The following is a 22,774-nucleotide window of genomic DNA, read 5'->3' as shown; positions in this document are numbered from 1 at the left end:
GCGCATGGCACAGCGCTTCGCCCTCATCATCGCGCCCGTCGACACCGCTGATCCGCGCGATGACTTCTCCGAGACGTTCACGGTCATCGATCCGGATGCTCCGGCCCTCAGCGTGGGCGAGTTGAGCACGCAGCGCGGCGACGGTGTATTCGAGACGATCGGCGTGATCGATGCGCACCCGCAGGAGGTCGTCCCGCACCTGGAGCGGCTGGCGAACTCGGCGCGGCTGTGCGATCTTCCCCTGCCGAACCACGAGCAGTGGCGGCAGGCGATCGCCATGGCCGCCGCCCAGTGCCCGCCGGGGGAGGCCACGATCAAGCTCATCCTCAGCCGAGGCGTGGAGCACGGTCCGACCCCGACCGCCTGGGCCACCACGGGGCCGGCCTCGGACTTCTCTGCCGTGCGCGCCGCCGGCGTGCGTGTCGTCACTCTCGACCGAGGGTATTCGCTCGATGTCGCCGAACGTGCGCCCTGGCTCCTGCTCGGTGCGAAGACGCTGTCGTACGCCGTCAACATGGCGGCACTGCGTGAAGCGCGCCGCCGCGCCGCCGATGACGCGATCTTCCTCTCCAGCGACGGATTCGTCCTGGAGGCGCCGACGGCGTCATTGATCCTGCGGTACGGGGACCGCTTCGTGACGCCGGCGCCGAGCGGCGGCATCCTGCATGGGACGACGCAGCTCAGTGCTTTCGAATTCCTGACCGAGCGGGGCGTCGAAACCGGCTATGAGAGGATCCCGGCATCCGCGCTCGGCGAAGCCGATGCCGCCTGGCTCGTCTCCAGCGTCCGCCTCGCTGTCGCGGTGACCGCCATCGACGGCCATCCGCTCCCGGTCGATGCCGCTCTCACGGCCGAGCTCAACGGATATCTGCTCTCGCCGCGCGACTGACCGCCGGGCTCAGCCGAAGCGGCCGGAGACGTAGTCCTCGGTCGCCTGCACGCTGGGGGTCGTGAAGATCGTGGAGGTGTCGTCGTACTCGATGAGCTTGCCCGGCTTGCCGGTGCCCGCGATGTTGAAGAACGCGGTGCGATCCGAGACGCGCGAGGCCTGCTGCATGTTGTGGGTGACGATGACGACCGTGTACTCGTTCTTCAGCTCGCCGATCAGCTCTTCGATCGCATAGGTCGAGATGGGGTCCAGGGCCGAGCAGGGCTCGTCCATGAGGATCACCTCGGGGGAGACGGCGATCGCACGGGCGATGCACAGACGCTGCTGCTGACCGCCCGAGAGGCCGGAGCCGGGGCGGTCGAGACGGTCCTTGACCTCGTTCCACAGGTTCGCTCCGGTGAGCGCCTTCTCGACGAGCGCGTCCTGGTCGCTCTTGGCCATGCGGCGGTTGTTGAGCTTGACCCCGGCGAGCACGTTCTCCTTGATCGACATGGTCGGGAAGGGGTTCGGGCGCTGGAAGACCATTCCCACCTGGCGGCGGACGAGCACCGGGTCGACGCCGGGGCCGTAGAGGTCCTTGCCATCGAGGAGGACTTCGCCCTGCACGCGGGCACCGGGGATGACCTCGTGCATACGGTTCAGGGTGCGCAGGAAAGTGGACTTTCCGCAGCCGGACGGACCGATGAACGCGGTGACGCTGCGCGGCTGGATGTCGAGGGAGACGCCTTCGACGGCGAGGAAGTCGCCGTAGTAGACGTTGAGGTCGTTGACTTCGATGCTCTTGGACATGTGCGGTCTCTTTTCGGGTCGGAACGGCTCAGCGGCCGGAGGTCTTCGGGGCGAACCACTTGGCGATCAGACGCGCGGCGAGGTTCAGCACCATGACGATCAGGATCAGGGTGAGGGCGGACGCCCAGGCGCGGTCGAGCGCGGCCCCGGGGTTCGTGCCCTGGTTCATGTACTGGTTGTAGGCGAACACCGGCAGCGTCATCATCTGCCCGTTGAAGATGTTGGTGTTCATGCTCATGGTGAATCCGGCGGTGAGCAGCAGGGGTGCGGTCTCGCCGATGACGCGGGAGATCGAGAGCATGACGGAGGTCATGATGCCGGCGATCGACGTGGGCAGGACGACCTTGAGGATCGTCAGCCACTTCGGCACGCCGAGTGCATAGGATGCTTCGCGCAGCTCGTTCGGAACGATCTTCAGAAGCTCTTCGCTACCGCGGACGACCACCGGGGTCATGAGCACGGCGAGGGAGAGGGCGCCCATGATGCCCATGGAGATGCCGGGGCGGAAGAGCAGCGAGAAGACGGCGTAGATGAACAGGCCCGCCACGATCGAGGGGATGCCGGTCATCACATCGACGAAGAACGTGATGCCGCGGGCGAGCTTGCCGCGGCCGTACTCGACGAGGTAGATCGAGGTCATGAGCCCGACCGGCACCGAGATGACGGCGGCGGTGAGGGTGATGAGCACGGTGCCCCAGATGGCGTGCACGATGCCGCCGCCCTCGCCGACGACGTTGCGCATGGAGAAGGAGAAGAACTCGGCGTCGAAGCGGTGCAGGCCGTTCGTGACCACGGTCCACAGCAGCGAGACCAGCGGCAGCAGGGCGATGAGGAAGGCGGTGGCGACGAGCGCCGTCATCAGCCGGTCGACGGCCTTGCGACGGCTCTCGGCGATCGCCGAGGTGACGGTGACGAGCACCATGTAGATGAGGATGCCGACGATCGAGGCGCCGACGATGTTGAAATCGGCGAGGTCTTCGCCGATGCTCGCGACGCCGAAGACGGCGAAGGAGATGACGAAGGATGCCAGCAGCAGGGCCCACGGGGCCCACTTCGGCAGGCGGCCGGAGGTGAGGGATGCGGAGGCGGGGACGGTGATGACGGTCATGTCAGTTCGCTCCGGAGAACTCGGCACGGCGGGCGACGATCCAGCGTGCGAGGGCGTTGACCGCGAAGGTCACGATGAACAGGATGAGGCCGGTGGCGATCAGCGTGTTGACGCCGGTGCCGTGCGCTTCGGGGAAGGCGAGCGCGATGTTCGCGGGGATCGGCGTGGGGTTCGTGGCGGTGAGGACGAGGAAACTGACCACGGCCGAGGGCGAGAGCACCATCGTCACGGCCATCGTCTCGCCGAGAGCGCGGCCGAGGGCGAGCATGGCGGCGGAGACCATTCCGCCGCGGGCGAAGGGGAGCACGGCCATGCGGATCATCTCCCAGCGTGTCGCGCCGAGGGCGAGGGCGGCTTCCTCGTGCAGCGTCGGGGTCTGCAGGAAGACCTCACGGCAGATGGCGGTCATGATCGGGATGCACATGACGGCGAGGACGAGCGCCGCGGTCATGATCGTCTTCCCGGTGGAGGAGACCTGCCCCTGGAAGAAGGGGATCCAATCGGCGTTCTTGTTGAGCCACGCGTAGACGGGCTGCAGCATCGGCGCCAGGACGAGCCCGCCCCACAGGCCGAAGACGACGGAGGGCACCGCGGCGAGCAGGTCGATGATGTAGCCCAGCAGCGAGGCGAGGCGGCGCGGCGCGTAGTGCGAGATGAACAGCGCGATGCCGATCGAGATCGGCGCTGCGATGAGGATCGCCATGAACGAGGCCCACAGCGTTCCGAATACGAGCGGCCACACATAGCTGAGGAACGACTCGCCCCGCAGGATGTGGTTGTCGCTCGTGTCGATCTGGAATGCCGGCAGGCTCTGGATGATCAGGAACGTCGCAACGGCGGCGAGCACGATGAGGATGACGATCCCGGCCCCCAGAGCGGTGCCGGAGAACACGCGGTCGCCGAGGCGCTTCTTGGCCTGGATCGGCGCGGGTGGATCTGTCAGCGCGGGCGGCGCCTGCTCGGTCGTGCTCATGGTCTCCCTGTCTCGGGCGGAAGAGTGCGGATGGATCGGATCGGGTGTAGCGGCCGTGCTCGTGAATGCCCCCGCGTCACGGTGGACGCGGGGGCATTCACGTCAGAGGACGGTCATCAACCTGCCTGGATCAGGTCGACCGCGGCGATGACCTGCTCGCGCAGACCATCGGAGATCGGGGCGTTGCCGGCGTTCTCCTCGGCTGCGGCCTGTCCCTCGGCGCTGACGACGTAGCTGAAGTACTCCTTGACGAGCTCTCCGGTGTTCGCATCGTCGTACTGCTCGCAGGCGATCAGGTAGCTGACGAGTGCGATCGGGTAGGCGCCGCCGGTCGCTGCTGCGGGGTCGACGTCGAACACGAGGTCGCCGGCGCCGCGGCCTTCTGCGAGCGGGGAGTTCTCCACCAGCTTGGATGCCGCATCGGCGGAGTAGGCGACGTACTCGCCGTCGACCTCGACGTGGACCTGGCCGAGGTCGCCGACCTGCGAGGCGTCCGCGAAGCCGATCGCACCGTTGCCGGCGGTGATGGCCTGGACGACCCCGGAGGTGCCCTGGGCGGCTTCGCCGCCGGAGATGGGCCACTCGTCGGAGACCTCATAGGTCCAGACCTCGGGTGCGGCGGAGGCGAGGTAGGTGGTGAACGTCTCCTGCGTGCCCGAGGGGTCGGAGCGGTGCACGGGCGAGATCGCCAGATCGGGGAGCGTCGCGTCGGGGTTCTGCTCCGCGATGGCGCCGTCGTTCCAATTGGCGATCGTGCCGGCGAAGATGCTCGCGATGGTGTTCGCGTCGAGGTTGAGCGTGTCGACTCCGTCGATGTTGAACGCGAGGGCTACGGGGGAGATGTAGGCGGGGATCTCGACGATGTCGTCGGTGGTGCAGGCGCCGAAGCCGCCGGCGGCGATCTCGTCGTCGTTGAACGCGCGGTCGGAGCCGATGAAGTCGCTGCCGCCCTCGAGGAAGTTCTCGCGGCCGGTGCCGGATCCGGTGGGTTCGTAGTTGACGGTGACACCCGTGTGGGCGGTCTGGAATGCGGCGACCCAGGCCTCCTGGGCGGCGGCCTGCGAGGAGGCGCCGGTCGCGTCGATGGTGCCGGAGAGCGTCGAGCCGTTGCCCTCGTCGGTCGAGCCACCGGTCGAGCCGCCTTCGTTCGCGGCGCAGCCGGCGAGCGCGAGAGCGGCGACGGCGCCGATGGCGCCGATACGTGCGATTCGGGAGATCTTCACTGTGGATCCTTCGATCGTGGATGGTTGGGCCCGGTGCAGGGCACACAGTGACGCTAAGCGCGACGGTTAACGAGACTCTCCCGTGCAGGTAAACGGAAGGTGAACGGGGAGCGAACCGTCAGATCTTGGGAACGTGCGTTTCGATGGAGATGATGCCGGAGCCCGGGTTGGTCGATGACAGGTGGACGACCGAGAATGCGGCCAGATCCAGGGCTGAGGCGCTGCCGAGGTAGGAGCCGTGCATCGTGCCGGTCGCCAGGGCGATCTCGGAGAGGATGCCGGGGAGCACCGGTCCGTGACTGCACAGAACGGCGGGCTTGCGGGATCGTACGCGCTTGCCGATGACGCTGCGGATGTCGGCGACGCCGTCCTCCCAGGCGTCCTGGCTGATGTTCTCCGTCAGCACGGGTTCCCGCTTCAGCGCTCTCGCGAGCGGAGCGATCGTCTGCTGGCAGCGTTCGGCGTCGCTGGTGATGATCCGACGAACGCCGAATGCACGCAGGGGCGCCACGATGGCGCGCGCCTGCTTCTGTCCGCGTTCGATGAGCGGACGCGACGCATCCGACCGATCCCACTCCGAGCGGGACACAGCCTTCGCATGGCGCAGCGCGATCAGGGGGAACGTGTGCAGCACACCGTCGTCGACGAGCCGCTCGAACTCGTCGAGGATCTCGAGGTCGACCGGATAGCTCAAGAGCTTTCGGGCCTTCTTCAGCCCGACCCACTCCAATGCGGCGATCTCGCTGTTGGGAACGAAGCTCGACGCCCGGATGGCCTTCTCCGTGGCTTCGGCGGCCCAATAGTGAACGACCTTCTGTCGCTTCGGGCGCATGAAGTAGCGGCTCACACCGACGGGAACTCCGAGGTTCACCCGGATGCCGGTTTCTTCGAGCACCTCGCGCACCGCGGTCTGCGCGAGCATCTCGCCCGGGTCGACCTTGCCTTTCGGGAGGGTCACATCGCGGTACTTCGTCCGGTGGATCAGCAGGATCCGCAGTTTTCCCTCGACCAGGCGCCACACCACGGCGCCGGCGGCGTAGACGGCCTTGTCGTCGTTCATCTTCAGGGTCGTGGCCGTCATCGCACCGAGCGGGATCGGCGCCGGCGCCGGATCTGATTCATGGTCTTGTCCTGCAGGTCGATGAGCGGGTTTCCTTCGGAGTCCTCCGAGTGGCGCGTCCAGACGCCGCCCTCGCCGAGATGCCACGAATCGGTGCGGTCGTCCATGGCGAGGTCGAAGAACGCCAGCAGTTCGGCGATGTGCGCGGGGTCGGTGACGCGTACCAGAGCCTCAACCCGTCGATCGAGGTTGCGGTGCATCATGTCGGCACTGCCGATGTAGGCCTGCGGGTCGCCGTCGCCGCCGAAGGCGAAGATGCGCGAGTGCTCGAGGTAGCGCCCCAGGATGCTGCGCACGGTGATGTTGTCGCTCACACCGGGCAGGTCCACGCGCAGGCTGCAGATGCCGCGCACCCACACATCGACCTTCACCCCGGCCTGGCTGGCCCGGTACAGCGCGTCGATGATCTCCTCATCGACCATCGAGTTGACCTTGATGCGGATGCGCGCGGGCTTGCCGGCCTCGGCGATCTTGCGCTCGGCGTTGATGAGGCGCAGCAGGCCCTTGCGCAGGTGCAGCGGTGCGACGAGGAGACGCTTGAACTTCTTCTCGATCGCATAGCCGCTGAGCTCGTTGAACAGACGGGTGAGGTCCTTGCCGACCTGCGCATCGGCGGTGAACAGGCCGAAGTCCTCGTAGACCCGGCTGGTCTTGGGGTTGTAGTTTCCTGTCCCGACGTGGGAATAGTGGCGCAGCATGCCCTCCTCCTCGCGGATGACGAGGGCGAGCTTGCAGTGGGTCTTGAGGCCGACGAGCCCGTAGACGACGTGGACTCCGGCCTTTTCGAGCTTGCGCGCCCAGACGATGTTGTTCGCCTCGTCGAAGCGGGCCTTGACCTCGACGAGCGCGAGGACCTGCTTGCCGGCCTCAGCGGCGTCGATCAGCGCCTGCACGACGGGGCTGTCTCCGGAGGTGCGGTACAGGGTCTGCTTGATGGCGAGGACGTGCGGGTCGCGCGCTGCCTGTTCGAGGAAGGCCTGCACGCTCGTCGCGAACGACTCGTACGGGTGGTGCACGAGCACGTCGCTCTTGCGGATCGCGGCGAAGATGTCTGCGCGGGTGCTTGATCCCGCCGGCTGGAACGGCAGGGCCGTCGTGGGCAGGTGCGGGGGATAGCGCAGATCGGGGCGATCGACCTTCGACAGGGAGAACAGGGCGCGAAGATCGAGCGGTCCGGGGAGGCGGTAGACCTCCTGATCCGTGATGTCGAGCTCGGTGATCAGCAGATCGAGCGTGACATCATCCATGTCGTCGGTGATCTCGAGGCGGATCGGCGGACCGAAACGGCGCCGGAGGAGCTCGGCTTCGAGGGCCTGGATGAGGTTCTCGCTTTCATCCTCCTCGATCTCCACATCTTCGTTGCGGGTGAGGCGGAACGCGTGGTGGTCGAGCACCTCCATGCCGGGGAACAGGTCGTCGAGATGGTTGGAGAGCAGATCTTCCAGCGGGAGGAAGCGCTTGATCTCGCTGGTGCCGGGAACCTCGACGAGGCGCGGCAGCATCGCGGGCACCTTGAGTCGCGCGAACTCCTGGCGCCCGGTGCGGGCGTTGCGGATGCGGATGGCGAGGTTCAGCGACAGCCCGGAGATGTAGGGGAAGGGGTGCGCGGGGTCGACCGCCAGCGGCATGAGCACGGGGAAGACGTGCAGCTGGAAGTACTCGGTCAGGGCGCTGCGCTCGCTGTCGCTGAGCGCATCCCATTCGGAGATCTCGATCCCGGCATCCGCGAGTGCCGGGCGGACGAGATCGGTCCACGCGGCGGCATGGCGCAGCTGCAGAGCGTGCGCCTCGCGGGAGATATCGGCGAGCACGTCCGAGGGGGAGCGGCCGACGTTGGTCGGCACTGCGAGGCCGGTGAGGATGCGGCGCTTGAGGCCCGCGACGCGCACCATGAAGAACTCGTCGAGGTTGCTGGCGAAGATCGCCAGGAAGTTCGCCCTCTCCAGCTCGGGGAGCGAGGGGTCCTCGGCGAGCTCGAGAACCCGCTGGTTGAACGCCAGCCAGCTCACCTCGCGGTCGTGGTAGCGGTGATCCGGCAGCATCGAATCCGGCTTCTCGACGGCATCGAAGTCATCATCCTCGGCGTCGCCGAGTCCGGCGTCAGGGAAAGCGGGATCGATCATGCACTACATCTTGTCACCGGAGCGCGACGAGCGGGTGAATGAGATGCGACGGTTCAGCGCACCGGCGCGGGCGTCTGCTCGTCGTCGTAGACGTTGAAACGGTAGCCGACGTTGCGGACCGTGCCGATGATCTGCTCCTGATCGCCGAGTTTGGCGCGCAGACGGCGCACGTGGACGTCGACCGTGCGGGTGCCGCCGAAGTAGTCGTAGCCCCATACCTCGCTGAGCAGCTGTTCCCGGGTGAACACCCGAGAAGGGTGGGTGGCGAGGAAGTGCAGGAGCTGGAACTCCTTGTAGGTGAGGTCGAGAGGTTTGCCGTGAAGCTTCGCCGAATAGGACTGCTCGTCGATCGTGACGCCGGATGCCTGCACCCGGGCCGGAGCGGAGCTCTCGGCGCTGCGTGCCAGGGCGAGGCGGATGCGCGCATCGGTCTCGGCGGGGCCCGCATCGGCGAGCAGCACATCGTCGATGCCCCAGTCCCCGGAGACCGCGCTCATACCGCCCTCCGTGACCGCGAGGATCAGAGGCGCGTCCTGCCCTGTCGTGCGCAGCAGCTTGCACAAGGACTTCGCTGCGGCGAGATCTGTGCATCCGTCGACGATGACGATGTCGCTCTCGGGCGCGCTGACGAGCTGAGCCGGTTCTGCGGGGATCTGGCGCACGTGATGGCTGAGCAGCTCGAGCGCGGGAAGCACCCGTTTCGCGGGCGCGGGTGTCAGAACCAGGATCAGTGCCATGCGCACTCCTTCCCGGCGACGGATCCGGCGCCCTGAGCGGCGTTCGGGTACGGCGCCGTGGGCCCATGATATCGATCCCGAGAACCCGACTCGACGTCGCTGGGGCTGGTTCTGCGTCGGATGAGTAACAATGGAGTCATGTCCGAACCCGCACTCGCGCCGCGCAACCCTCTCATCGGCGTGGTCGCCGTCTGGGGTGCGGCGCTCATCGCTGCGATCGCCATCGGGGTCTTCGTGCCTGAGACATGGCGCATGCAGTGGCTGATCGTCGGCTTCGGCGGAGCCGTGCTGTTGTCCTTCGTGGTGCAGCTCGCGCACGGGCAGACGTCGGGCTTCATCTTCCGGACGGCGGCGAGCGTGACCGGCTCCCTCCTCCTGCTCGGCATCGTCTCCGCGGCCTTCGGGCTCGTCGCTCTGATCCCGGTCTGAGACGCGCACGGCCGAGAGGGGTAGAGTGGTGGCCATGGACCTCGTCGCTCTCGAATTCTTCTTCATCGGCCTGCTCGGTCTTGCAAGTCTCGCGATCGTTTTCGTGGCCGGTGTCGTGCTGCGCAACCTGTTCCGCGGCCAGCGCTGATCCGAGTCTTCCGTGCTCGAAATCCCCACCGATCTCCCCGCTGATCTCGCTCCGCTGAGCTGGCTCATCGGCGTCTGGGAGGGCTCCGGTGTGATCGACTACACCGCCGGCGACCAGCGGTATCAGGGCGAGTTCACGCATCGCGTGAGCTTCAGCCATGACGGTGCGGGCTATCTGAACTATTCGGCCACGGCGACGCAGACCTCCTCCGGTGCTCCGGATGAGGCCGTCGAGGTGTCGATCCCCCTCGTAGCCGAGACGGGGTTCTGGCGCCTGGCACGTCCGGCCGAGGCGACGGATGCCGGACCGGCGCTGCTTCCCGCCGTGGAGTCCGCGGCGGCGCGGACCGTCGACGACGTCGAGGCGCTGCGCGCAGCATCCGGCGGGTTCCCGATCGAAGTCTCGATCGCGCATTCCGACGGCGTGCTCGAGCTGTACATCGGCGAGATCAACGGCCCGCGCATCGACATCGGCAGCGACGCCATCGTCAGCCCGCCCGCGGGCAAGGCCTATGGCGCAGCCAGCCGCATGTACGGACTGGTCGACGGGCACCTCCTGTGGGCCTGGGACATCGCGGCGGTCGGCGGAGCGATGTCTTCGCACGCCTCTGCGCGCCTGGCCCGGGTCTGACATGACTCTTCTCGATTCCTTCGCCGCGCGTCCGGCGGCCGTGGTCGCCGACGGCGTCCTCGCCCATCTCGGCGATCCCCTGCGCGAACAGCGCGATCTCGCGCGCGGATCCGCGGTGGCACTGCTGGGCGATCGCGCGGTCATCGAGGTCTCCGGCGAGGATCGTCTCAGCTGGTTGGACTCGGTCACCTCTCAGTCCGTCGCGCGCCTGCGCGCCGGCGACAGCACGGAGCTCCTCGTGCTCGATCCGCAGGGGCGCGTCGAGCACGCCGCCGGCGTGCTCGAAGACGGAGCCTCTGTCTGGCTCATCGCCGACGCTGAGGATGCCCCGGGGCTGAGCACCTGGCTCGGCCGCATGGTGTTCCGCTCGCGGGTGACGGTGACGCCGCGCCCCGATCTCGAGCTCCTCGGCTTCTTCTCCGGAGGCGACGCCGAGCCTGTTGTGAGAGGGGCCGCCGCGTCGCCGAACGGCACTCCGCTGGTGTGGTCGGATCCGTGGGTCGCGGTCCAGACCGGAGGGCATCAGTATTCTGCCGCCGACGCCCACCCGGCTGCCGCGTACGCGTGGCGCGTGGCGATCGTCGGAGCGGATGCCGAGGCATCCGCTCTGGACGAGGTCGCCGTCGCGGGGGTGCTCGCCGCAGAGGCGCTGCGCGTCGCCGCGTGGCGTCCGCGCTGGACGACCGAGGTCGATGAGCGCTCGCTCCCGCACGAGGCCGATTGGATCCGCAGCGCGGTGCATCTGAACAAGGGCTGTTACCGCGGGCAGGAGACGGTCGCGAAGGTGCACAACCTCGGGCACCCGCCCCGCCGTCTGGCAGCTCTTCACCTCGATGGCAGCGATGCCGTGCTGCCCGAACCGGGCGCGCCGGTGTTTGCCGGCGAATCCGAGGTCGGCAGCATCACATCCGTGGCACGCCATTACGAGGACGGTCCGATCGCCCTGGCGATCCTGTCGCGACGGGCGCCGACCGGCGATCTGACGGTGCGCGTCGACGACGTCGAGATCTCCGCGGCGCAGCAGGTCATCGTCCCGGCTGACGCGGGGGCCGTCGCCGACGTCCCGCGTCTGACGCGTCTCTCGCGTCGCCCGGAGGGCCAGGACCCCCGCAAGGCCTGAGCTGCTCGCATCGCTCGGGTCGGTGGGAATCCGCTCAAAGAGGGCGGACGGCATCCCACGGCACGGTGAGCTCGCCGAGGCGCCAGCGGCGCGGACCACCGAGAACCGGCCACCCGGCATCGCGCACCGCGCGGACCGTCGCGAGGAAGCGCTGGGTCGCCCCGAAGGCAGACAGCGCGGCGGAGCGGTCCCACTCGCGGTCGAGAGCCGTGAGCAGATCGTGGATGCGCTCACCCGGCACGTTGCGGTGGATGAGTGCCTTCGGGAGGCGTTCGGCGACGATCCCCGGATGCTCGAGCTCGGCGAGGCGCAAGGAGATCGTGAACCGCAGAGGCTCGGCGGCGGAGGAGACGTCGACCCAACTGGCGATGCGGCCGATCTCGTCGCACGTGCCCTCGAACAGCATCCCGCCGGGGGCGAGGCGCGCGCTCATCGACCGCCAGGCGTCGGCGACGTCGGACTCGTCGTACTGGCGGAGAACGTTCATCGCGCGGATCGCGGCCGGCCGGCGATCTGCGGTGAGAGGCACCTCGAAACCACCACGGGAGAAGGCGACCCGCAGGTCGGGGGAGAACGGGGTTCGGCCCGCGCGGATGTCCTCGAGCTGCGCGGACGCGGTCGCGACGCGTGCCGGGTCGAGTTCGAAGCCGATCACCTCGGCGTCCGTCCGCACCTTCGAAAGGCGCGTCGCCAGCTCGAACGCGGTGACGCCGCTGGCCCCGTACCCGAGGTCGATCACGAGTGGGTCAGCGGCCCGGAGGAAAGCGTCGGATGCGGCGATCCACCGGTCGTTGCGGCGAAGCCGATTTGTTCCCGTGGTGCCTCGGGTGGGGTGTCCGAGGGGAGATGACGCCATGCTTCCATCCTGCCATCGCGGCGGAGCCCGCTGGATAGACTGGTGCCATGACGACGCGCACCCTGATCCTGCTCCGCCACGGCCAGAGCGAATGGAATGAACTGAACCTCTTCACCGGATGGGTGGATGTCCGCCTGACCGAGCAGGGCAAGGCCGAGGCCCAGCGCGGCGGCGAGCTGCTCGCCGAGACCGGCATCCTGCCCGATGTGCTGCACACGTCGCTGCTGAGCCGCGCCATCCAGACCGCGAACATCGCGCTCGACGCCGCCGACCGCCTGTGGATCCCGTTGACCCGCACCTGGCGCCTCAACGAGCGCCACTACGGCGCGCTGCAGGGCAAGGACAAGGCGCAGACGCTCGAGGAATTCGGCCCCGAGCAGTTCCAGCTGTGGCGCCGTTCGTTCGACGTGCCGCCGCCCGTCCTCGACGCCGACAGCGAGTTCAGCCAGGTGAACGACCCGCGCTACGCCGGCATCGACGGCGAGGTTCCCGGCACGGAGTCGCTGAAGATCGTCATCGACCGCATGCTGCCGTACTGGCACGAGTCGATCGTTCCCGACCTCGAGGCCGGCAAGACGGTTCTCGTCGCGGCGCACGGCAACTCGCTGCGAGGCCTGGTCAAGCACCTCGAGGGCATCAGCGATGATGACATCGCATCCCTCAACATCCCCACCGGCATCCCGCTGGTCTACGAGCTCGACGAGAACAACGTTCCCACGGGCCCGGGCCGTTACCTCGACCCCGAGGCCGCTGCCGCCGGTGCTGCCGCGGTCGCTTCGCAGGGCAACAAGTAACAGCGAGCCCCGTCTTACCGTCGAGCTCCCGCCGTACCTGCGCAGGTACGGCGGGAGCTCGACGTATAAGCCGGTGCTCGGCGAGGGCAGCAGACTCCGGCGATGACCGGATGCCGCGGATCAGTCCTCGAGCGTCGCGGCGTGCGCTTCGACCGCGAGGGGGATGTCCTCCTCTTCGACGGCCCAGTCGCCGGTTGCGAGATAGACGACCTTCTTGGCGATCGCGACCGCGTGGTCCGCGAAGCGCTCGTGGTAGCGGCTGGCCAGGGTGGCGTCGACGGTCGCCTCCGCCTCGCCCTTCCAACTGTCGCTGAGGACCTTCTCGAAGACGCGCGCGTGCAGTTCGTCGACGTCATCGTCCGCGTTGCGGATGTGGTCGGCCAGACGCAGATCTTGCGTGCGCAGCAGTTCGGACAGAGTACGGGCGATCTCGACATCCTGCTCGCCCATCTTCGTGAAGGTGCTCTTGAGGCCCTTCGGGATGGCGCGCTCGGGGAAGCGCAGGCGGGCGAGCTGGGCGATGTGCTCGGACATGTCGCCCATGCGCTCGAGCGAGGCGCTCACCCGCAGGGCGAAGACGACGATCCGCAGGTCGCGGGCGACCGGCTGCTGACGGGCGAGGATCTCGATCGCCTGCTCGTCGAGGGCGACGGCCTTCTCGTCGATGAGGCTGTCGTCGGCGATGACCTCTTCGGCGAGTGAGACGTCGCTCTGGGCGAAGGCTCGGGTGGCCTTGTCGATGGAGACCGTGACGAGATCGGCGATCTCCACGAGGCGGGACTGGAGGTCCTCGAGGGACTGGTGGAAGACTTCGCGCATAGCGACTCAACCTTTCATTCGATCGTGGATGCTCCGTGGCATCAGACGCAGGACTTACGGCGATTCGCGCCCGCGTCGATTCTCTGCGGCGAAGGTTAACGAATGGTGCCTGTTAGGTGAATAGTAGTTCTCCGCTTCGCGTTCTGGCGCGGAAACCCGCCGGAGGCGAGGTGAACGCGGCCTACGCTGTAGGCATGACCTCGCCGCAGATCGGGCTCCTGGGCCTCGCCATCGGACTGGTGATCGGCATCGGCCTCGTGGTGCTGATCCTGTGGGCCTTCCGCGCCCGGGCGCAGGCCGCCGAGCAGTCCTCGACGCAGGTGCCCCAGGGCACGGTCGATGTGCTCGACAGCATGGATGACGCGGCCTGCGTCATCGATGCATCCGGTCTGGTCCTGGCCATCTCGCATGCGGCGGCGCGCTTCGGAATCGAACCGGGATCGACGATCGACAACACGGAGCTGCGGCAGCTGGTGCGCACGGTGCGCACGACCTCGGCATCCATCACCGAGACGATGCGCATCGCCCGGCCGGGCGTCAGCCTCGATCCGCGATCGGTCTCGGCACGGGCGAGCGCGCTCGGGGCGCGTCTGACCCTCCTCATCATCCGCGACGTCACCGAGCAGGAGCGCCTCGAGCAGGTGCGCCGGGACTTCGTCGCGAACACCAGCCACGAGCTGAAGACGCCGGTGGGGGCGGTGAGCCTGCTCGCCGAGGCGATCGAATCGGCTGCGGACGATCCGGCCCAGGTGCGCATCTTCGCCTCGCGGATCTCCGCCGAGGCCGAGAGGCTGGGGAACCTGACCGGTCGCATCATGAGCCTGTCACGACTGCAGGCGGCGGATGGCGTGGCCGATTTCGATCCGGTCCCGATCGATGAGGTCATCGCGACATCCATCGAGGCGCACGGCGTGCAGGCCGACTCCGCCGGCGTATCCCTGGTGCGCGGCGGCGATCGGGGAGCGTTCGTGCGCGGTGACGCGCAGATCCTGGTCGAGGCCGTCAGCAACCTGATCGCGAATGCGATCGTCTACTCGTCGCAGAACTCGAGCGTGGGAATCGGCGTCCGTGTGGTCGGCGATACCGTGGAGATCGCCGTCTCGGATCAGGGCATCGGCATCACCGAATCCGACCGCGAGCGCATCTTCGAACGCTTTTACCGAGCCGATGAAGCCCGATCCCGTCGAACGGGCGGCACAGGACTCGGCCTCTCGATCGTCAAGCACGCGACCCAGCGCCATGGCGGCGAGGTGCGGGTATGGTCGCGCCCTGGCCACGGCTCCACCTTCACCATGGTCCTCCCGCGCATCGAGGCGCCGGCTGTGGATGAGAACGAACGCAAGAAGAAGAAGCGCGCGCGCAAAGCGCCCCTGACCGCACCGGTGCGCATCCGGAACGGAGAGAAAGCATGACTCGAATCCTTCTCGTCGAAGACGAGCCCGACCTCGCCGACCCGCTGGCGTATCTGCTGCGCCGCGAGGGGTACGAGGTCGAGATCGCCGAGGACGGGCCCGGGGCGCTCGCCGCATTCCGCACCGGTGGCGCGGATATCGTTCTACTGGATCTCATGCTCCCCGGGATGCCGGGGACCGAGGTGTGCCGGCAGATCCGCACGACGTCGTCGGTGCCGATCATCATGCTCACCGCCAAGGACTCCGAGGTCGATATCGTGGTGGGTCTCGAGCTCGGGGCTGATGATTACATCACCAAGCCCTATTCCTCTCGCGAGCTGCTCGCGCGCATGCGGGCCGTTCTGCGTCGCATCGTTCCCGGTGAGGATGACGTCGATGAGCGCATCCTCGAGGGCGGCCGGGTGGCGCTGGATATCGACCGGCACACGGTCGAGGTGGCGGGCGAGGAGATCAACATGCCTCTGAAGGAGTTCGAGCTGCTCGAGGTCCTCATGCGCAATGCCGGCCGCGTTCTCACGCGCGGCCAGCTGATCGACCGGGTGTGGGGGAGCGACTACTTCGGCGACACGAAGACGCTCGATGTGCACATCAAGCGGATCCGCTCCCGGATCGAGGAGAACCCCGGAGAGCCGGTGATGCTCGTCACCGTCCGTGGTCTGGGGTATCGCTTCGAGGGGTGAGAGCGAGAAGGACGAGAGAGGCCGTCACCCCGCGGGGTGACGGCCTCTCTCGTTGTCTGCGGGACGCGATCAGGCGTCGCCCTCGTCTTCCTCGTCGTCCAGGGGTGCCGGAACGAGGTCGCTGTAGTAAGGAGTCGTGCCGTCGAGCACGGGGACGGCGATGACCTCGCCCGTCTCGTCGCCGGACTGGAAGTAGACCTCGATGGTCGAACCCGGGATCGAGTCGAGGTCATCGATGCGGATGGGCTCGGCGTTCGTGCCGAGGCTGAGGACCTCATTGCCGCCGACGCGCACGGTGAACGGCTCGAGTCCGTCGATCTCGAACGTGAGGGTGGCGTCAGCGGCGCCCGGGTTAACGATGGCCGCGACGAGGTTGCCGGTCGAGCCGTCTTCGTTCGCCACGATGAGGGCGTTGCGCACCTCGAGGGGCCCGCCGGTGTTGACGTTGACGCCGTCGGAGGCGGCGTATTCGATCGTCGTCGACTGCGGGGTGATGAACGTGCATCCCGTCGCGCCGAGCAGAACGAGGGCGCTGATGGCGGCAGACGCTACAAGGCGCGATTTCACGAGTCCTCCTGGGAGCTTGGGGATATCCGCATCCATTCTAGGCGCATCCGAGGGGTGCTCCGGTATCGACGAGGGGGCAAACCTTAGCGCATGTCGCCTGTGGTATTCTGGAGGTTGCCGAAAGGACACGATTTTATGCTTTTTGAAGTTGGCGAGACGGTCGTCTACCCGCACCATGGCGCAGCGACGATCATCGAGGTCAAGGATCGCGTCATCAAGGGCGAGACCAAGAAGTACCTCAAGCTCAACGTGACGCAGGGCGATCTGATCATCGAGGTTCCGGCCGAGAACGTCGACCTGGTCGGCGTCCGCGATGTGATCGGCCAGGAGGGTCTCGACCACGTGTTCGAGGTGCTCCGCGCACCGTTCACCGAGGAGCCCACGAACTGGTCGCGCCGGTACAAGGCGAACCTTGAGAAGCTCGCCTCCGGTGATGTCATCAAGGTCAGCGAGGTCGTGCGCGACCTGTGGCGCCGCGATCAGGACCGCGGACTGTCGGCGGGTGAGAAGCGCATGCTCGCGAAGGCCCGTCAGATCCTCATCTCCGAGCTCGCGCTCGCAGAGAAGTGCGATGAGGAGAAGGCCGGCGAGCTGCTCGACAAGGTGCTCGCCTCCTGATCTGAAGATTCTCACGAAGGGCGGATGCTGCGGCATCCGCCCTTCGTCGTATCCGGGCTCATCCGGCAGAGCCCGGGCGGTAACGTGAGCACGTGAGCCTGATTCCCGTTCCCACGACCGCGATCATCGTCGTCGCCGCCGGTTCCGGCGCCCGTCTGGGCGCCGATGCGCCCAAGGCCTTCGTCGGCATCGATGACCGTAGTGTTCTGCGCCATGCGCTCGACGGCGTGTTCGCCGCGCAACCGATGCAGGTCGTCGTCGTCGCACCCGACACCCATGTCGGCGTCGCGCAGGCGGAGCTGCTCGCCGCGGCAGGCGATCGTGCCGAGCTCGGCAGCGTCGTTGGCGGCGGCGCCACTCGTCAGCAGTCCGTCGCGGCCGGCCTCGCCGCGCTGTGGGGCGATGTGACCCGCGTGCTCACCCACGATGCGGCGCGCGCCCTGACGCCGTCGGCGCAGATCGACGCCGTCGCCGGCGCCGTGACGGACTCCGGCATGATCCCCGCGCTCCCGGTGGTCGACACGCTCAAGCGGGTCGACGGCGATGATGTCGTCGCCGCCGTCGACAGGGAGGTGCTCGCGGCGGCTCAGACCCCGCAGGGCTTCCCGCGCCGGGCGCTCGACGACGCATACCGCACAGCCGCGGCATCCGGTGTCGAGTACACCGATGATGCCGCCCTGTTCGCGGCGGCCGGCGGCGCCGTGCGCCGGATCGCCGGAAGCGAGCGGGCCTTCAAGATCACCACCCCCGCCGACCTCGCCCGCGCACGGCAGCTGCTCGAGCCCGCCGTGCCACAGGGCATCGGCCGGGTCGGGATCGGCACCGACGTGCACGCCTTCGGGGGTGAGGGCCCGCTGTGGCTCGCCGGTCTCGAATGGCCGGGGGAGCCCGCGCTGTCCGGGCACTCCGACGGGGATGCCGTCGCCCACGCCATCGTCGACGCGCTGCTGGGCGCCGCCGGGCTCGGCGATATCGGCGAGCACTTCGGCACCGCGCATCCGGAGTACGCCGGCGCGCACGGCGCGGTCTTCCTCGCCCGCACCCGCGAGATCCTCGCCGAGGCCGGATTCGCGATCGGCAACGTGTCCGTGCAGTTCCAGGGCAACCGGCCCCGGTTCAGCGCGCGCCGGCTCGAGGCGGAGCGCGAGCTGTCGGCCGCCCTGGGCGGAGCGCCGGTGGCGGTGACCGCGACGACGACCGACGGCCTGGGCTTCACGGGCCGTGGCGAGGGCATCTCCGCGACCGCGATCGCCCTCGTGCACCGCATCGGGTAGGAAACGCCCAGCGGGGCACCGGTATCCTTGAGCGGTGACTCTCCGCCTCTATGACACCCGTGCAGCTTCGCTGCGGGACTTCGTGCCTCTCGATCCCGAGAACATCACGATGTACGTCTGCGGACCCACCGTGCAGTCCGGCCCCCACATCGGTCATGTCAGGGCGGCTCTGGGCTTCGACATTCTGCGCCGTTGGTTGACGCACTGCTACGGACGAGTCACCTTCGTGCGCAACGTCACCGACATCGACGACAAGGTCATCGACAACGCCACCGCCACCGAGCCGTGGTGGGCGCTCGCGTACCGCATGGAGCAGGAGTTCACCGCGGCGTACGCCGGTGTCGGCATCCTGTCGCCGACGTACGAGCCGCGGGCGACGGCATCCATCCCGCAGATGCAGGAGCTCATCGCGACCCTCATCGAGCGTGGGCACGCGTACCCGGCATCCGACGGCTCCGGCGACGTCTACTTCGACGTGCGCTCCTGGTCCGATTACGGATCGCTCACCCATCAGCGTCCCGAGGACATGGAGGCTGCCGCCGACGCGGACCCCCGTGCCAAGCGCAGCCCGCAGGACTTCGCGCTGTGGAAGGGCGCCAAGCCCGGTGAGCCGGCGGATGCCACGTGGCAGTCCCCCTGGGGCGCAGGGCGTCCCGGCTGGCACATCGAGTGCTCGGCGATGTCGCGGCGCTACCTCGGAGCAGAGTTCGACATCCACGGCGGTGGCCTCGACCTCCGCTTCCCGCACCACGAGAACGAGCTCGCCCAGTCGACCGCCGCGGGCGACGCCTTCGCGCGCTACTGGGTGCACAACGGCCTGGTCACAGTGAACGGGCAGAAGATGTCGAAGTCGCTGGGCAACTTCACCCTCGCCGCCGATGTGCTCGCCGGGCGCGACCCCCTCGTCGTGCGCTACGCGCTCGCCGCCGCGCACTACCGCTCGAGCCTCGACCTCAGCGAGTCCTCGTGGACCGAGGCCGAGGCTGCTCTCGATCGCATCGAGACGTTCCGCCAGCGGGTGCTCCGCCAGACGGATGCCGCGCCCGCCGCGGTCGCCGCCGGCGAGATCCCCGCAGCATTCGCCATCGCGATGGACGACGACCTCGGCGTGCCGCAGGCCCTCGCGGTCGTGCATGAGACGGTGCGCGCCGGCAACACCGCGCTCGATGCCGGAGACGCGGTCGCCGCGACGGGGGCCGCGGGCGCGGTCCAGGCGATGCTCGCGGTGCTCGGACTCGACACCGCGACCGCTGCGACGGGCGAGGGGAGCGGTGTCGAAGCATCCGCCCTCGACGCCCTCGTGCAGGCGATGATCACGCAGCGTGCGCAGGCGCGCGCTGACAAGGACTGGGCAGCGGCCGATCGCATCCGTGATGCGATCGCCGCTGCAGGAATCACGCTGGAGGACACTCCGGCCGGAACTCATTGGAGTATCGATGGCTAAGCCGAGTCGCCCCGGAGCGGGCAACAGCAAGAAGAAGGGTGCTCAGAAGGGCACCGGAGGAAACGGGCGCAAGTCGCTCGAGGGCCGCGGCCCGACCCCGAAGGCGGAGGACCGCGCCTGGCACGTCGCCGGCAAGCGCAAGGCGGCCCAGGAGCGCTTCGCGGCGGCGGGAGGCAAGGTGCGCCCCAGCGGCACGCGCACTCAGGGCGGCAACCCCAACCGCACTTCCCGAGCCAAGGCGAACGACGACATCGAGACGGTCACCGGCCGCAACTCGGTGCTCGAGGCCCTGCGCACGAAGATCCCCGCGACGGCGTTCTACATCGCGCAGCGCGTCGAGATGGACGACCGCGTCAAGGAGATGCTCTCGATCGCTACCGGCCTGGGCATCCCCGTGCTCGAGGTGACGCGACAGGAGCTCGACCGCATGGCCGGCTTCGACGGCGTGCACCAGGGCGTGGCCATCAAGGTTCCCGCCTACGAGTACGCGCATCCGCAGGACCTGCTCGAGCAGGTCATCGATCGCGGTGAGACACCGCTCTTCGTCGCGCTCGACGGCATCACCGACCCCCGCAACCTCGGTGCGATCATCCGCTCGACCGCGGCGTTCGGCGGCCACGGCATCATCCTGCCGCAGCGTCGTTCCGCGAGCGTCAACTCGGCGGCGTGGAAGACCAGCGCCGGCGCCGCTGCACGCCTGCCCGTCGCGATGGCCACGAACCTGACCACCCAGCTCAAGGAATTCAAGAAGCAGGGCGTCTTCGTCATCGGCCTCGATGGCGGCGGCGACGTTCAGCTTCCCGAGCTGCAGCTGTCGGATCGCCCCGTGGTGATCGTCGTCGGTTCCGAGGGCAAGGGCCTCTCGCGCCTGGTGACCGAGCACTGCGATCAGATCGTCTCGATCCCGATCTCGGCGGCGACCGAGTCGCTCAACGCCGGTATCGCGACCTCGGTCGCGCTGTACCAGGTGGCCACGGCTCGCGCCGCGAAGGGCATCTGAGCGGGAATAAACGCGCCCTTCCGGCGATTGGATGCTCAGTAAGACCCATCGTCGGAAGGAAGAGCATGTCCCGCATCGCTGTCATCGGAGGAACCGGTTACGCCGGATCGCACATCGTGAACGAGGCGGTGTCGCGCGGGCACTCGGTCGTCTCCGTCGCCCGAAGCGTTCCGGCCGATCGTGTCGAGGGCGCCGTGTATGTCGAGGGGACGATCCTCGACGTACCCACGCTCCTCACGCAGATCGGGGAGGCCGATGTCGTGGTCGCCGCGCTGTCGCCGCGCGGCGTGATGGCCGGCCAGGTACGCCCCGCTATTTCGGAGCTGCGTGCTGCGATGCCTGAGAACGTGCGTCTCGCGGTCGTCGGTGGCGCCGGCGGTAGCCTCGTCGCCGAGGGCGGACCGCGCCTCGTCGACACCGACTTCCCCGAGGACTACAAGGCCGAGGCGCTGGAGATGGCCGGTGTCCTCGAAGACCTGCAGACGGATGCCGGGGGAGCGGACTGGTTCCTCATCCACCCCGCCGGCGGCTTCGGCGCCTGGAACGTCGGTGAGCGCACCGGAGAGTATCGCGATGGCGGCAAGGTGCTCGTCACGGATGCTGCGGGTGAATCCTTCATCTCCGGCCCCGACCTCGCGGTCGCGGTCGTCGACGAGATCGAGAACCCGAAGCACAGCCGCGACAACTTCGCCGTCGGCTACTGACCCTCAGACGAGGTCGCGCCAGTCGATCTCCTCGTCGTCATCCGGCAGGAGCATCGCGCCGGTGACGACGGGGAGCGACATCGTCTCGGTCGGCGGCCCCATGATTGTCGCCTCATCGCGGCGGTGGCGGAGCACGTCGTTGATGTACGAGGTGAGCACTTCGGCCAACGGAACGGATCGTCTGCCCGCCTGCGAAAGGTACCAGCGGTGCTCGAGGACCTGGTGGAAGACTTCGGCGGGTTCGAGCTTGGCGCGCAGGTCGTAGGGGATCGCTCGAACCACGGGCTCGAAGACCCGGGTCAGCCACTCGTGGGCGTACATCTCCTCATCCGCCCAGTCCTTCTTCGAACGTGCGCGGAACTCGTCGAGATCGTTGAGCAGGCGCCGTGCCTGATTCTCCTCCACATCGAGGCCCGTGAGACGGATCAGGCGACGCTGGTGGTGTCCGGCATCCACGACCTTCGGCTGGATCTCGACACGCGTGCCATCGGCGGCGGCCGTCATCGACATCTCATCGATGTCGAAGCCGAGCGCGTTGAGGCGCTCGACGCGCTCGGTGATGCGCCAGGTCTCGCCCGCGGAGAACGATTCCTCGGCGGTCAGCGCCGCCCACAGCGAATGGTATGAGGAGACGATGCCGTCGGCGATGGCGACAGCATCCACTCCGTGCTCCAGGCGACCGCCCGCGGCGAGATCCATGATCTCGCCGGCGATGTTGGTGCGCGCCAGATCCAGGTCATAGAGGCGCTGCCCCTCGGTGAGACCCTCCTCGTGCAGCTCGCCGGTCTCGGCATCCACGAGATAGGCGGCGAAAGCGCCGGCGTCCCGTCGGAAGAGCGTGTTCGACAGCGACACGTCGCCCCAGTAGAAGCCGACATTGTGCAGACGCACGAGCAGCAGCGCGAGCGCATCCACCAGGCGCGTCGCCGTGTCGGGGCGGAGAACCCGCGTGAACAGGGCGCGGTAGGGCATCGAGAAGCGCAGGTGCGAGGTGACCAGGGCAGCGGCGAGGGCGTCGCCGCGCTCGTTGCTGCGACCGGCGATGACGGCGACACGTTCGACGCAGGGCACATCCAGGCGGGCGAGGTTGCCGAGCATGTCGTACTCGCGCTGGGCCATCTCCCCGGTGGTCTCCTTCACGGCCACCACACGACCCGACAGGTCGGCGAAACGGACGAGGTGGCGGGAGAGGCCCTTCGGCAGCGAGACGATCCGCTCCGACGGCCACTTCGCGAGCGGGGTCGACCAGGGAAGCGCGAGCAGGCCCGGATCGATCTGGCTGGCGGTGATGCGCAGGGATTCCGGCATGATGCTCCT

General features: G+C 68.1%; 23 protein-coding genes. 12 read left to right on the top strand and 11 right to left on the bottom strand.

The genetic code is table 11. The annotated features are described in order from the left end of the window. Positions 1-4 precede the first annotated feature (4 nt). A complete protein-coding gene (locus ACWAUG_RS10705) occupies positions 5-889 on the top strand; it encodes an aminotransferase class IV (RefSeq protein WP_460802391.1) in 885 nt (294 codons plus the stop codon). A gap of 9 nt (positions 890-898) precedes the next feature. On the opposite strand, the gene pstB is transcribed toward ACWAUG_RS10705, so the two are convergent. From pstB to ACWAUG_RS10670, 7 genes are all read right to left on the bottom strand, one after another. Beyond that, on the bottom strand, positions 899-1,678 hold the full coding sequence (gene pstB, locus ACWAUG_RS10700) for a phosphate ABC transporter ATP-binding protein PstB (RefSeq protein WP_298038867.1): 780 nt from the start codon (positions 1,676-1,678) through the stop codon (positions 899-901). 28 nt (positions 1,679-1,706) lie between these two features. Next, complete coding sequence (gene pstA, locus ACWAUG_RS10695; RefSeq protein WP_298038864.1) at positions 1,707-2,786, bottom strand: phosphate ABC transporter permease PstA; 1,080 nt, start codon at positions 2,784-2,786, stop codon at positions 1,707-1,709. Between the two features lies 1 nt (position 2,787). Next, entirely contained in the window at positions 2,788-3,759 is a 972-nt protein-coding gene (pstC, locus tag ACWAUG_RS10690; protein WP_298038862.1) for a phosphate ABC transporter permease subunit PstC, read from the bottom strand. A 116-nt stretch (positions 3,760-3,875) separates the two neighbouring features. Next, positions 3,876-4,982 carry a phosphate ABC transporter substrate-binding protein PstS gene (locus tag ACWAUG_RS10685; protein ID WP_460802390.1) on the bottom strand — a complete coding sequence of 369 codons (1,107 nt, stop codon included), beginning with the start codon at positions 4,980-4,982 and terminating at the stop codon, positions 3,876-3,878. 118 nt (positions 4,983-5,100) lie between these two features. Next, entirely contained in the window at positions 5,101-6,063 is a 963-nt protein-coding gene (locus ACWAUG_RS10680) for an NUDIX hydrolase (protein ID WP_460802389.1), read from the bottom strand. Then, the gene (locus ACWAUG_RS10675; protein ID WP_298038854.1) at positions 6,060-8,225 is read right to left on the bottom strand and encodes an RNA degradosome polyphosphate kinase; all 2,166 of its coding nucleotides are present in this window, start codon (positions 8,223-8,225) and stop codon (positions 6,060-6,062) included. The genes ACWAUG_RS10680 and ACWAUG_RS10675 overlap by 4 nt, the downstream gene beginning before the upstream one ends. Before the next feature lie 53 nt (positions 8,226-8,278). Beyond that, entirely contained in the window at positions 8,279-8,962 is a 684-nt protein-coding gene (locus ACWAUG_RS10670; protein ID WP_298038850.1) for a response regulator transcription factor, read from the bottom strand. Positions 8,963-9,100: 138 nt separating this feature from the next. Between ACWAUG_RS10670 and ACWAUG_RS10665 the strand changes: the two genes are divergently transcribed. From ACWAUG_RS10665 to ygfZ, 3 genes are all read left to right on the top strand, one after another. Continuing rightward, positions 9,101-9,391 carry a hypothetical protein gene (locus tag ACWAUG_RS10665; protein ID WP_298038848.1) on the top strand — a complete coding sequence of 97 codons (291 nt, stop codon included), beginning with the start codon at positions 9,101-9,103 and terminating at the stop codon, positions 9,389-9,391. Between the two features lie 160 nt (positions 9,392-9,551). Then, the gene (locus tag ACWAUG_RS10660) at positions 9,552-10,169 is read left to right on the top strand and encodes a heme-binding beta-barrel domain-containing protein (RefSeq protein ID WP_298038846.1); all 618 of its coding nucleotides are present in this window, start codon (positions 9,552-9,554) and stop codon (positions 10,167-10,169) included. Between the two features lies 1 nt (position 10,170). Further along, entirely contained in the window at positions 10,171-11,289 is a 1,119-nt protein-coding gene (gene ygfZ / locus ACWAUG_RS10655; protein WP_460802388.1) for a CAF17-like 4Fe-4S cluster assembly/insertion protein YgfZ, read from the top strand. Between the two features lie 34 nt (positions 11,290-11,323). Here the strand turns inward: ygfZ and ACWAUG_RS10650 are convergent, their stop codons facing one another. Further along, positions 11,324-12,145, bottom strand: a complete 822-nt coding sequence (locus ACWAUG_RS10650; protein WP_298038841.1) for a methyltransferase domain-containing protein — start codon at positions 12,143-12,145, stop codon at positions 11,324-11,326. Between the two features lie 47 nt (positions 12,146-12,192). Here ACWAUG_RS10650 and ACWAUG_RS10645 point away from each other — a divergent pair, with 47 nt between their 5' ends. After that, positions 12,193-12,939: a phosphoglyceromutase gene (locus ACWAUG_RS10645; RefSeq protein WP_298038839.1), complete on the top strand. Its 747-nt coding sequence runs from the start codon at positions 12,193-12,195 to the stop codon at positions 12,937-12,939. 120 nt (positions 12,940-13,059) lie between these two features. Here ACWAUG_RS10645 and phoU read toward each other — a convergent pair whose 3' ends face one another. Next, a complete protein-coding gene (phoU, locus tag ACWAUG_RS10640; RefSeq protein ID WP_298038836.1) occupies positions 13,060-13,758 on the bottom strand; it encodes a phosphate signaling complex protein PhoU in 699 nt (232 codons plus the stop codon). Between the two features lie 194 nt (positions 13,759-13,952). Between phoU and ACWAUG_RS10635 the strand changes: the two genes are divergently transcribed. Together ACWAUG_RS10635 and ACWAUG_RS10630 are read left to right on the top strand one after the other, a co-directional pair. After that, entirely contained in the window at positions 13,953-15,170 is a 1,218-nt protein-coding gene (locus tag ACWAUG_RS10635; protein WP_460802387.1) for a sensor histidine kinase, read from the top strand. Then, positions 15,167-15,850 (top strand): response regulator transcription factor, encoded by a 684-nt coding sequence (locus ACWAUG_RS10630; RefSeq protein WP_298038832.1) that lies wholly within the window; start codon positions 15,167-15,169, stop codon positions 15,848-15,850. Before ACWAUG_RS10635 ends, ACWAUG_RS10630 begins: the two co-directional genes overlap by 4 nt. Positions 15,851-15,919: 69 nt before the next feature. Here the strand turns inward: ACWAUG_RS10630 and ACWAUG_RS10625 are convergent, their stop codons facing one another. After that, positions 15,920-16,417, bottom strand: coding sequence for a DNA modification methylase (locus tag ACWAUG_RS10625; protein ID WP_298038830.1), 498 nt, complete (start codon positions 16,415-16,417; stop codon positions 15,920-15,922). Positions 16,418-16,552: 135 nt separating this feature from the next. Between ACWAUG_RS10625 and ACWAUG_RS10620 the strand changes: the two genes are divergently transcribed. The 5 genes from ACWAUG_RS10620 (at position 16,553) to ACWAUG_RS10600 (ending at position 21,457) form a co-directional block, all read left to right on the top strand. Then, the gene (locus ACWAUG_RS10620; RefSeq protein WP_298038829.1) at positions 16,553-17,035 is read left to right on the top strand and encodes a CarD family transcriptional regulator; all 483 of its coding nucleotides are present in this window, start codon (positions 16,553-16,555) and stop codon (positions 17,033-17,035) included. 92 nt (positions 17,036-17,127) lie between these two features. Beyond that, complete coding sequence (gene ispD, locus ACWAUG_RS10615) at positions 17,128-18,309, top strand: 2-C-methyl-D-erythritol 4-phosphate cytidylyltransferase (protein WP_460802386.1); 1,182 nt, start codon at positions 17,128-17,130, stop codon at positions 18,307-18,309. Between the two features lie 34 nt (positions 18,310-18,343). Continuing rightward, a complete protein-coding gene (cysS, locus tag ACWAUG_RS10610) occupies positions 18,344-19,753 on the top strand; it encodes a cysteine--tRNA ligase (protein ID WP_460802385.1) in 1,410 nt (469 codons plus the stop codon). Next, positions 19,746-20,753 (top strand): 23S rRNA (guanosine(2251)-2'-O)-methyltransferase RlmB, encoded by a 1,008-nt coding sequence (gene rlmB / locus ACWAUG_RS10605; protein ID WP_460802384.1) that lies wholly within the window; start codon positions 19,746-19,748, stop codon positions 20,751-20,753. The genes cysS and rlmB overlap by 8 nt, the downstream gene beginning before the upstream one ends. 65 nt (positions 20,754-20,818) lie before the next feature. Then, complete coding sequence (locus ACWAUG_RS10600; RefSeq protein WP_298038818.1) at positions 20,819-21,457, top strand: NAD(P)-dependent oxidoreductase; 639 nt, start codon at positions 20,819-20,821, stop codon at positions 21,455-21,457. A gap of 3 nt (positions 21,458-21,460) precedes the next feature. Here ACWAUG_RS10600 and ACWAUG_RS10595 read toward each other — a convergent pair whose 3' ends face one another. Continuing rightward, positions 21,461-22,765 carry a DUF4032 domain-containing protein gene (locus ACWAUG_RS10595; protein ID WP_298038815.1) on the bottom strand — a complete coding sequence of 435 codons (1,305 nt, stop codon included), beginning with the start codon at positions 22,763-22,765 and terminating at the stop codon, positions 21,461-21,463. Positions 22,766-22,774: the final 9 nt, after the last annotated feature.

This window comes from Microbacterium sp. GXF6406 (assembly GCF_054798215.1).
This window is presented reverse-complemented; position numbering and strand designations above follow the sequence as displayed.

Coding starts and splice junctions, on each gene's coding strand:
- ACWAUG_RS10675 (WP_298038854.1), bottom strand. CDS start 8,225: ATGATCGATCCCGCTTTCCCTGACGCCGGACTCGGCGACGCCGAGGAT.
- ACWAUG_RS10705 (WP_460802391.1), top strand. CDS start 5: ATGGCACAGCGCTTCGCCCTCATCATCGCGCCCGTCGACACCGCTGAT.
- pstC (WP_298038862.1), bottom strand. CDS start 3,759: ATGAGCACGACCGAGCAGGCGCCGCCCGCGCTGACAGATCCACCCGCG.
- rlmB (WP_460802384.1), top strand. CDS start 19,746: ATGGCTAAGCCGAGTCGCCCCGGAGCGGGCAACAGCAAGAAGAAGGGT.
- phoU (WP_298038836.1), bottom strand. CDS start 13,758: ATGCGCGAAGTCTTCCACCAGTCCCTCGAGGACCTCCAGTCCCGCCTC.
- ACWAUG_RS10670 (WP_298038850.1), bottom strand. CDS start 8,962: ATGGCACTGATCCTGGTTCTGACACCCGCGCCCGCGAAACGGGTGCTT.
- ACWAUG_RS10645 (WP_298038839.1), top strand. CDS start 12,193: ATGACGACGCGCACCCTGATCCTGCTCCGCCACGGCCAGAGCGAATGG.
- pstA (WP_298038864.1), bottom strand. CDS start 2,786: ATGACCGTCATCACCGTCCCCGCCTCCGCATCCCTCACCTCCGGCCGC.
- ACWAUG_RS10595 (WP_298038815.1), bottom strand. CDS start 22,765: ATGCCGGAATCCCTGCGCATCACCGCCAGCCAGATCGATCCGGGCCTG.
- ygfZ (WP_460802388.1), top strand. CDS start 10,171: ATGACTCTTCTCGATTCCTTCGCCGCGCGTCCGGCGGCCGTGGTCGCC.
- pstB (WP_298038867.1), bottom strand. CDS start 1,678: ATGTCCAAGAGCATCGAAGTCAACGACCTCAACGTCTACTACGGCGAC.
- ACWAUG_RS10630 (WP_298038832.1), top strand. CDS start 15,167: ATGACTCGAATCCTTCTCGTCGAAGACGAGCCCGACCTCGCCGACCCG.
- ACWAUG_RS10650 (WP_298038841.1), bottom strand. CDS start 12,145: ATGGCGTCATCTCCCCTCGGACACCCCACCCGAGGCACCACGGGAACA.
- ACWAUG_RS10620 (WP_298038829.1), top strand. CDS start 16,553: ATGCTTTTTGAAGTTGGCGAGACGGTCGTCTACCCGCACCATGGCGCA.
- ACWAUG_RS10680 (WP_460802389.1), bottom strand. CDS start 6,063: ATGACGGCCACGACCCTGAAGATGAACGACGACAAGGCCGTCTACGCC.
- ACWAUG_RS10635 (WP_460802387.1), top strand. CDS start 13,953: ATGACCTCGCCGCAGATCGGGCTCCTGGGCCTCGCCATCGGACTGGTG.
- ACWAUG_RS10600 (WP_298038818.1), top strand. CDS start 20,819: ATGTCCCGCATCGCTGTCATCGGAGGAACCGGTTACGCCGGATCGCAC.
- ACWAUG_RS10665 (WP_298038848.1), top strand. CDS start 9,101: ATGTCCGAACCCGCACTCGCGCCGCGCAACCCTCTCATCGGCGTGGTC.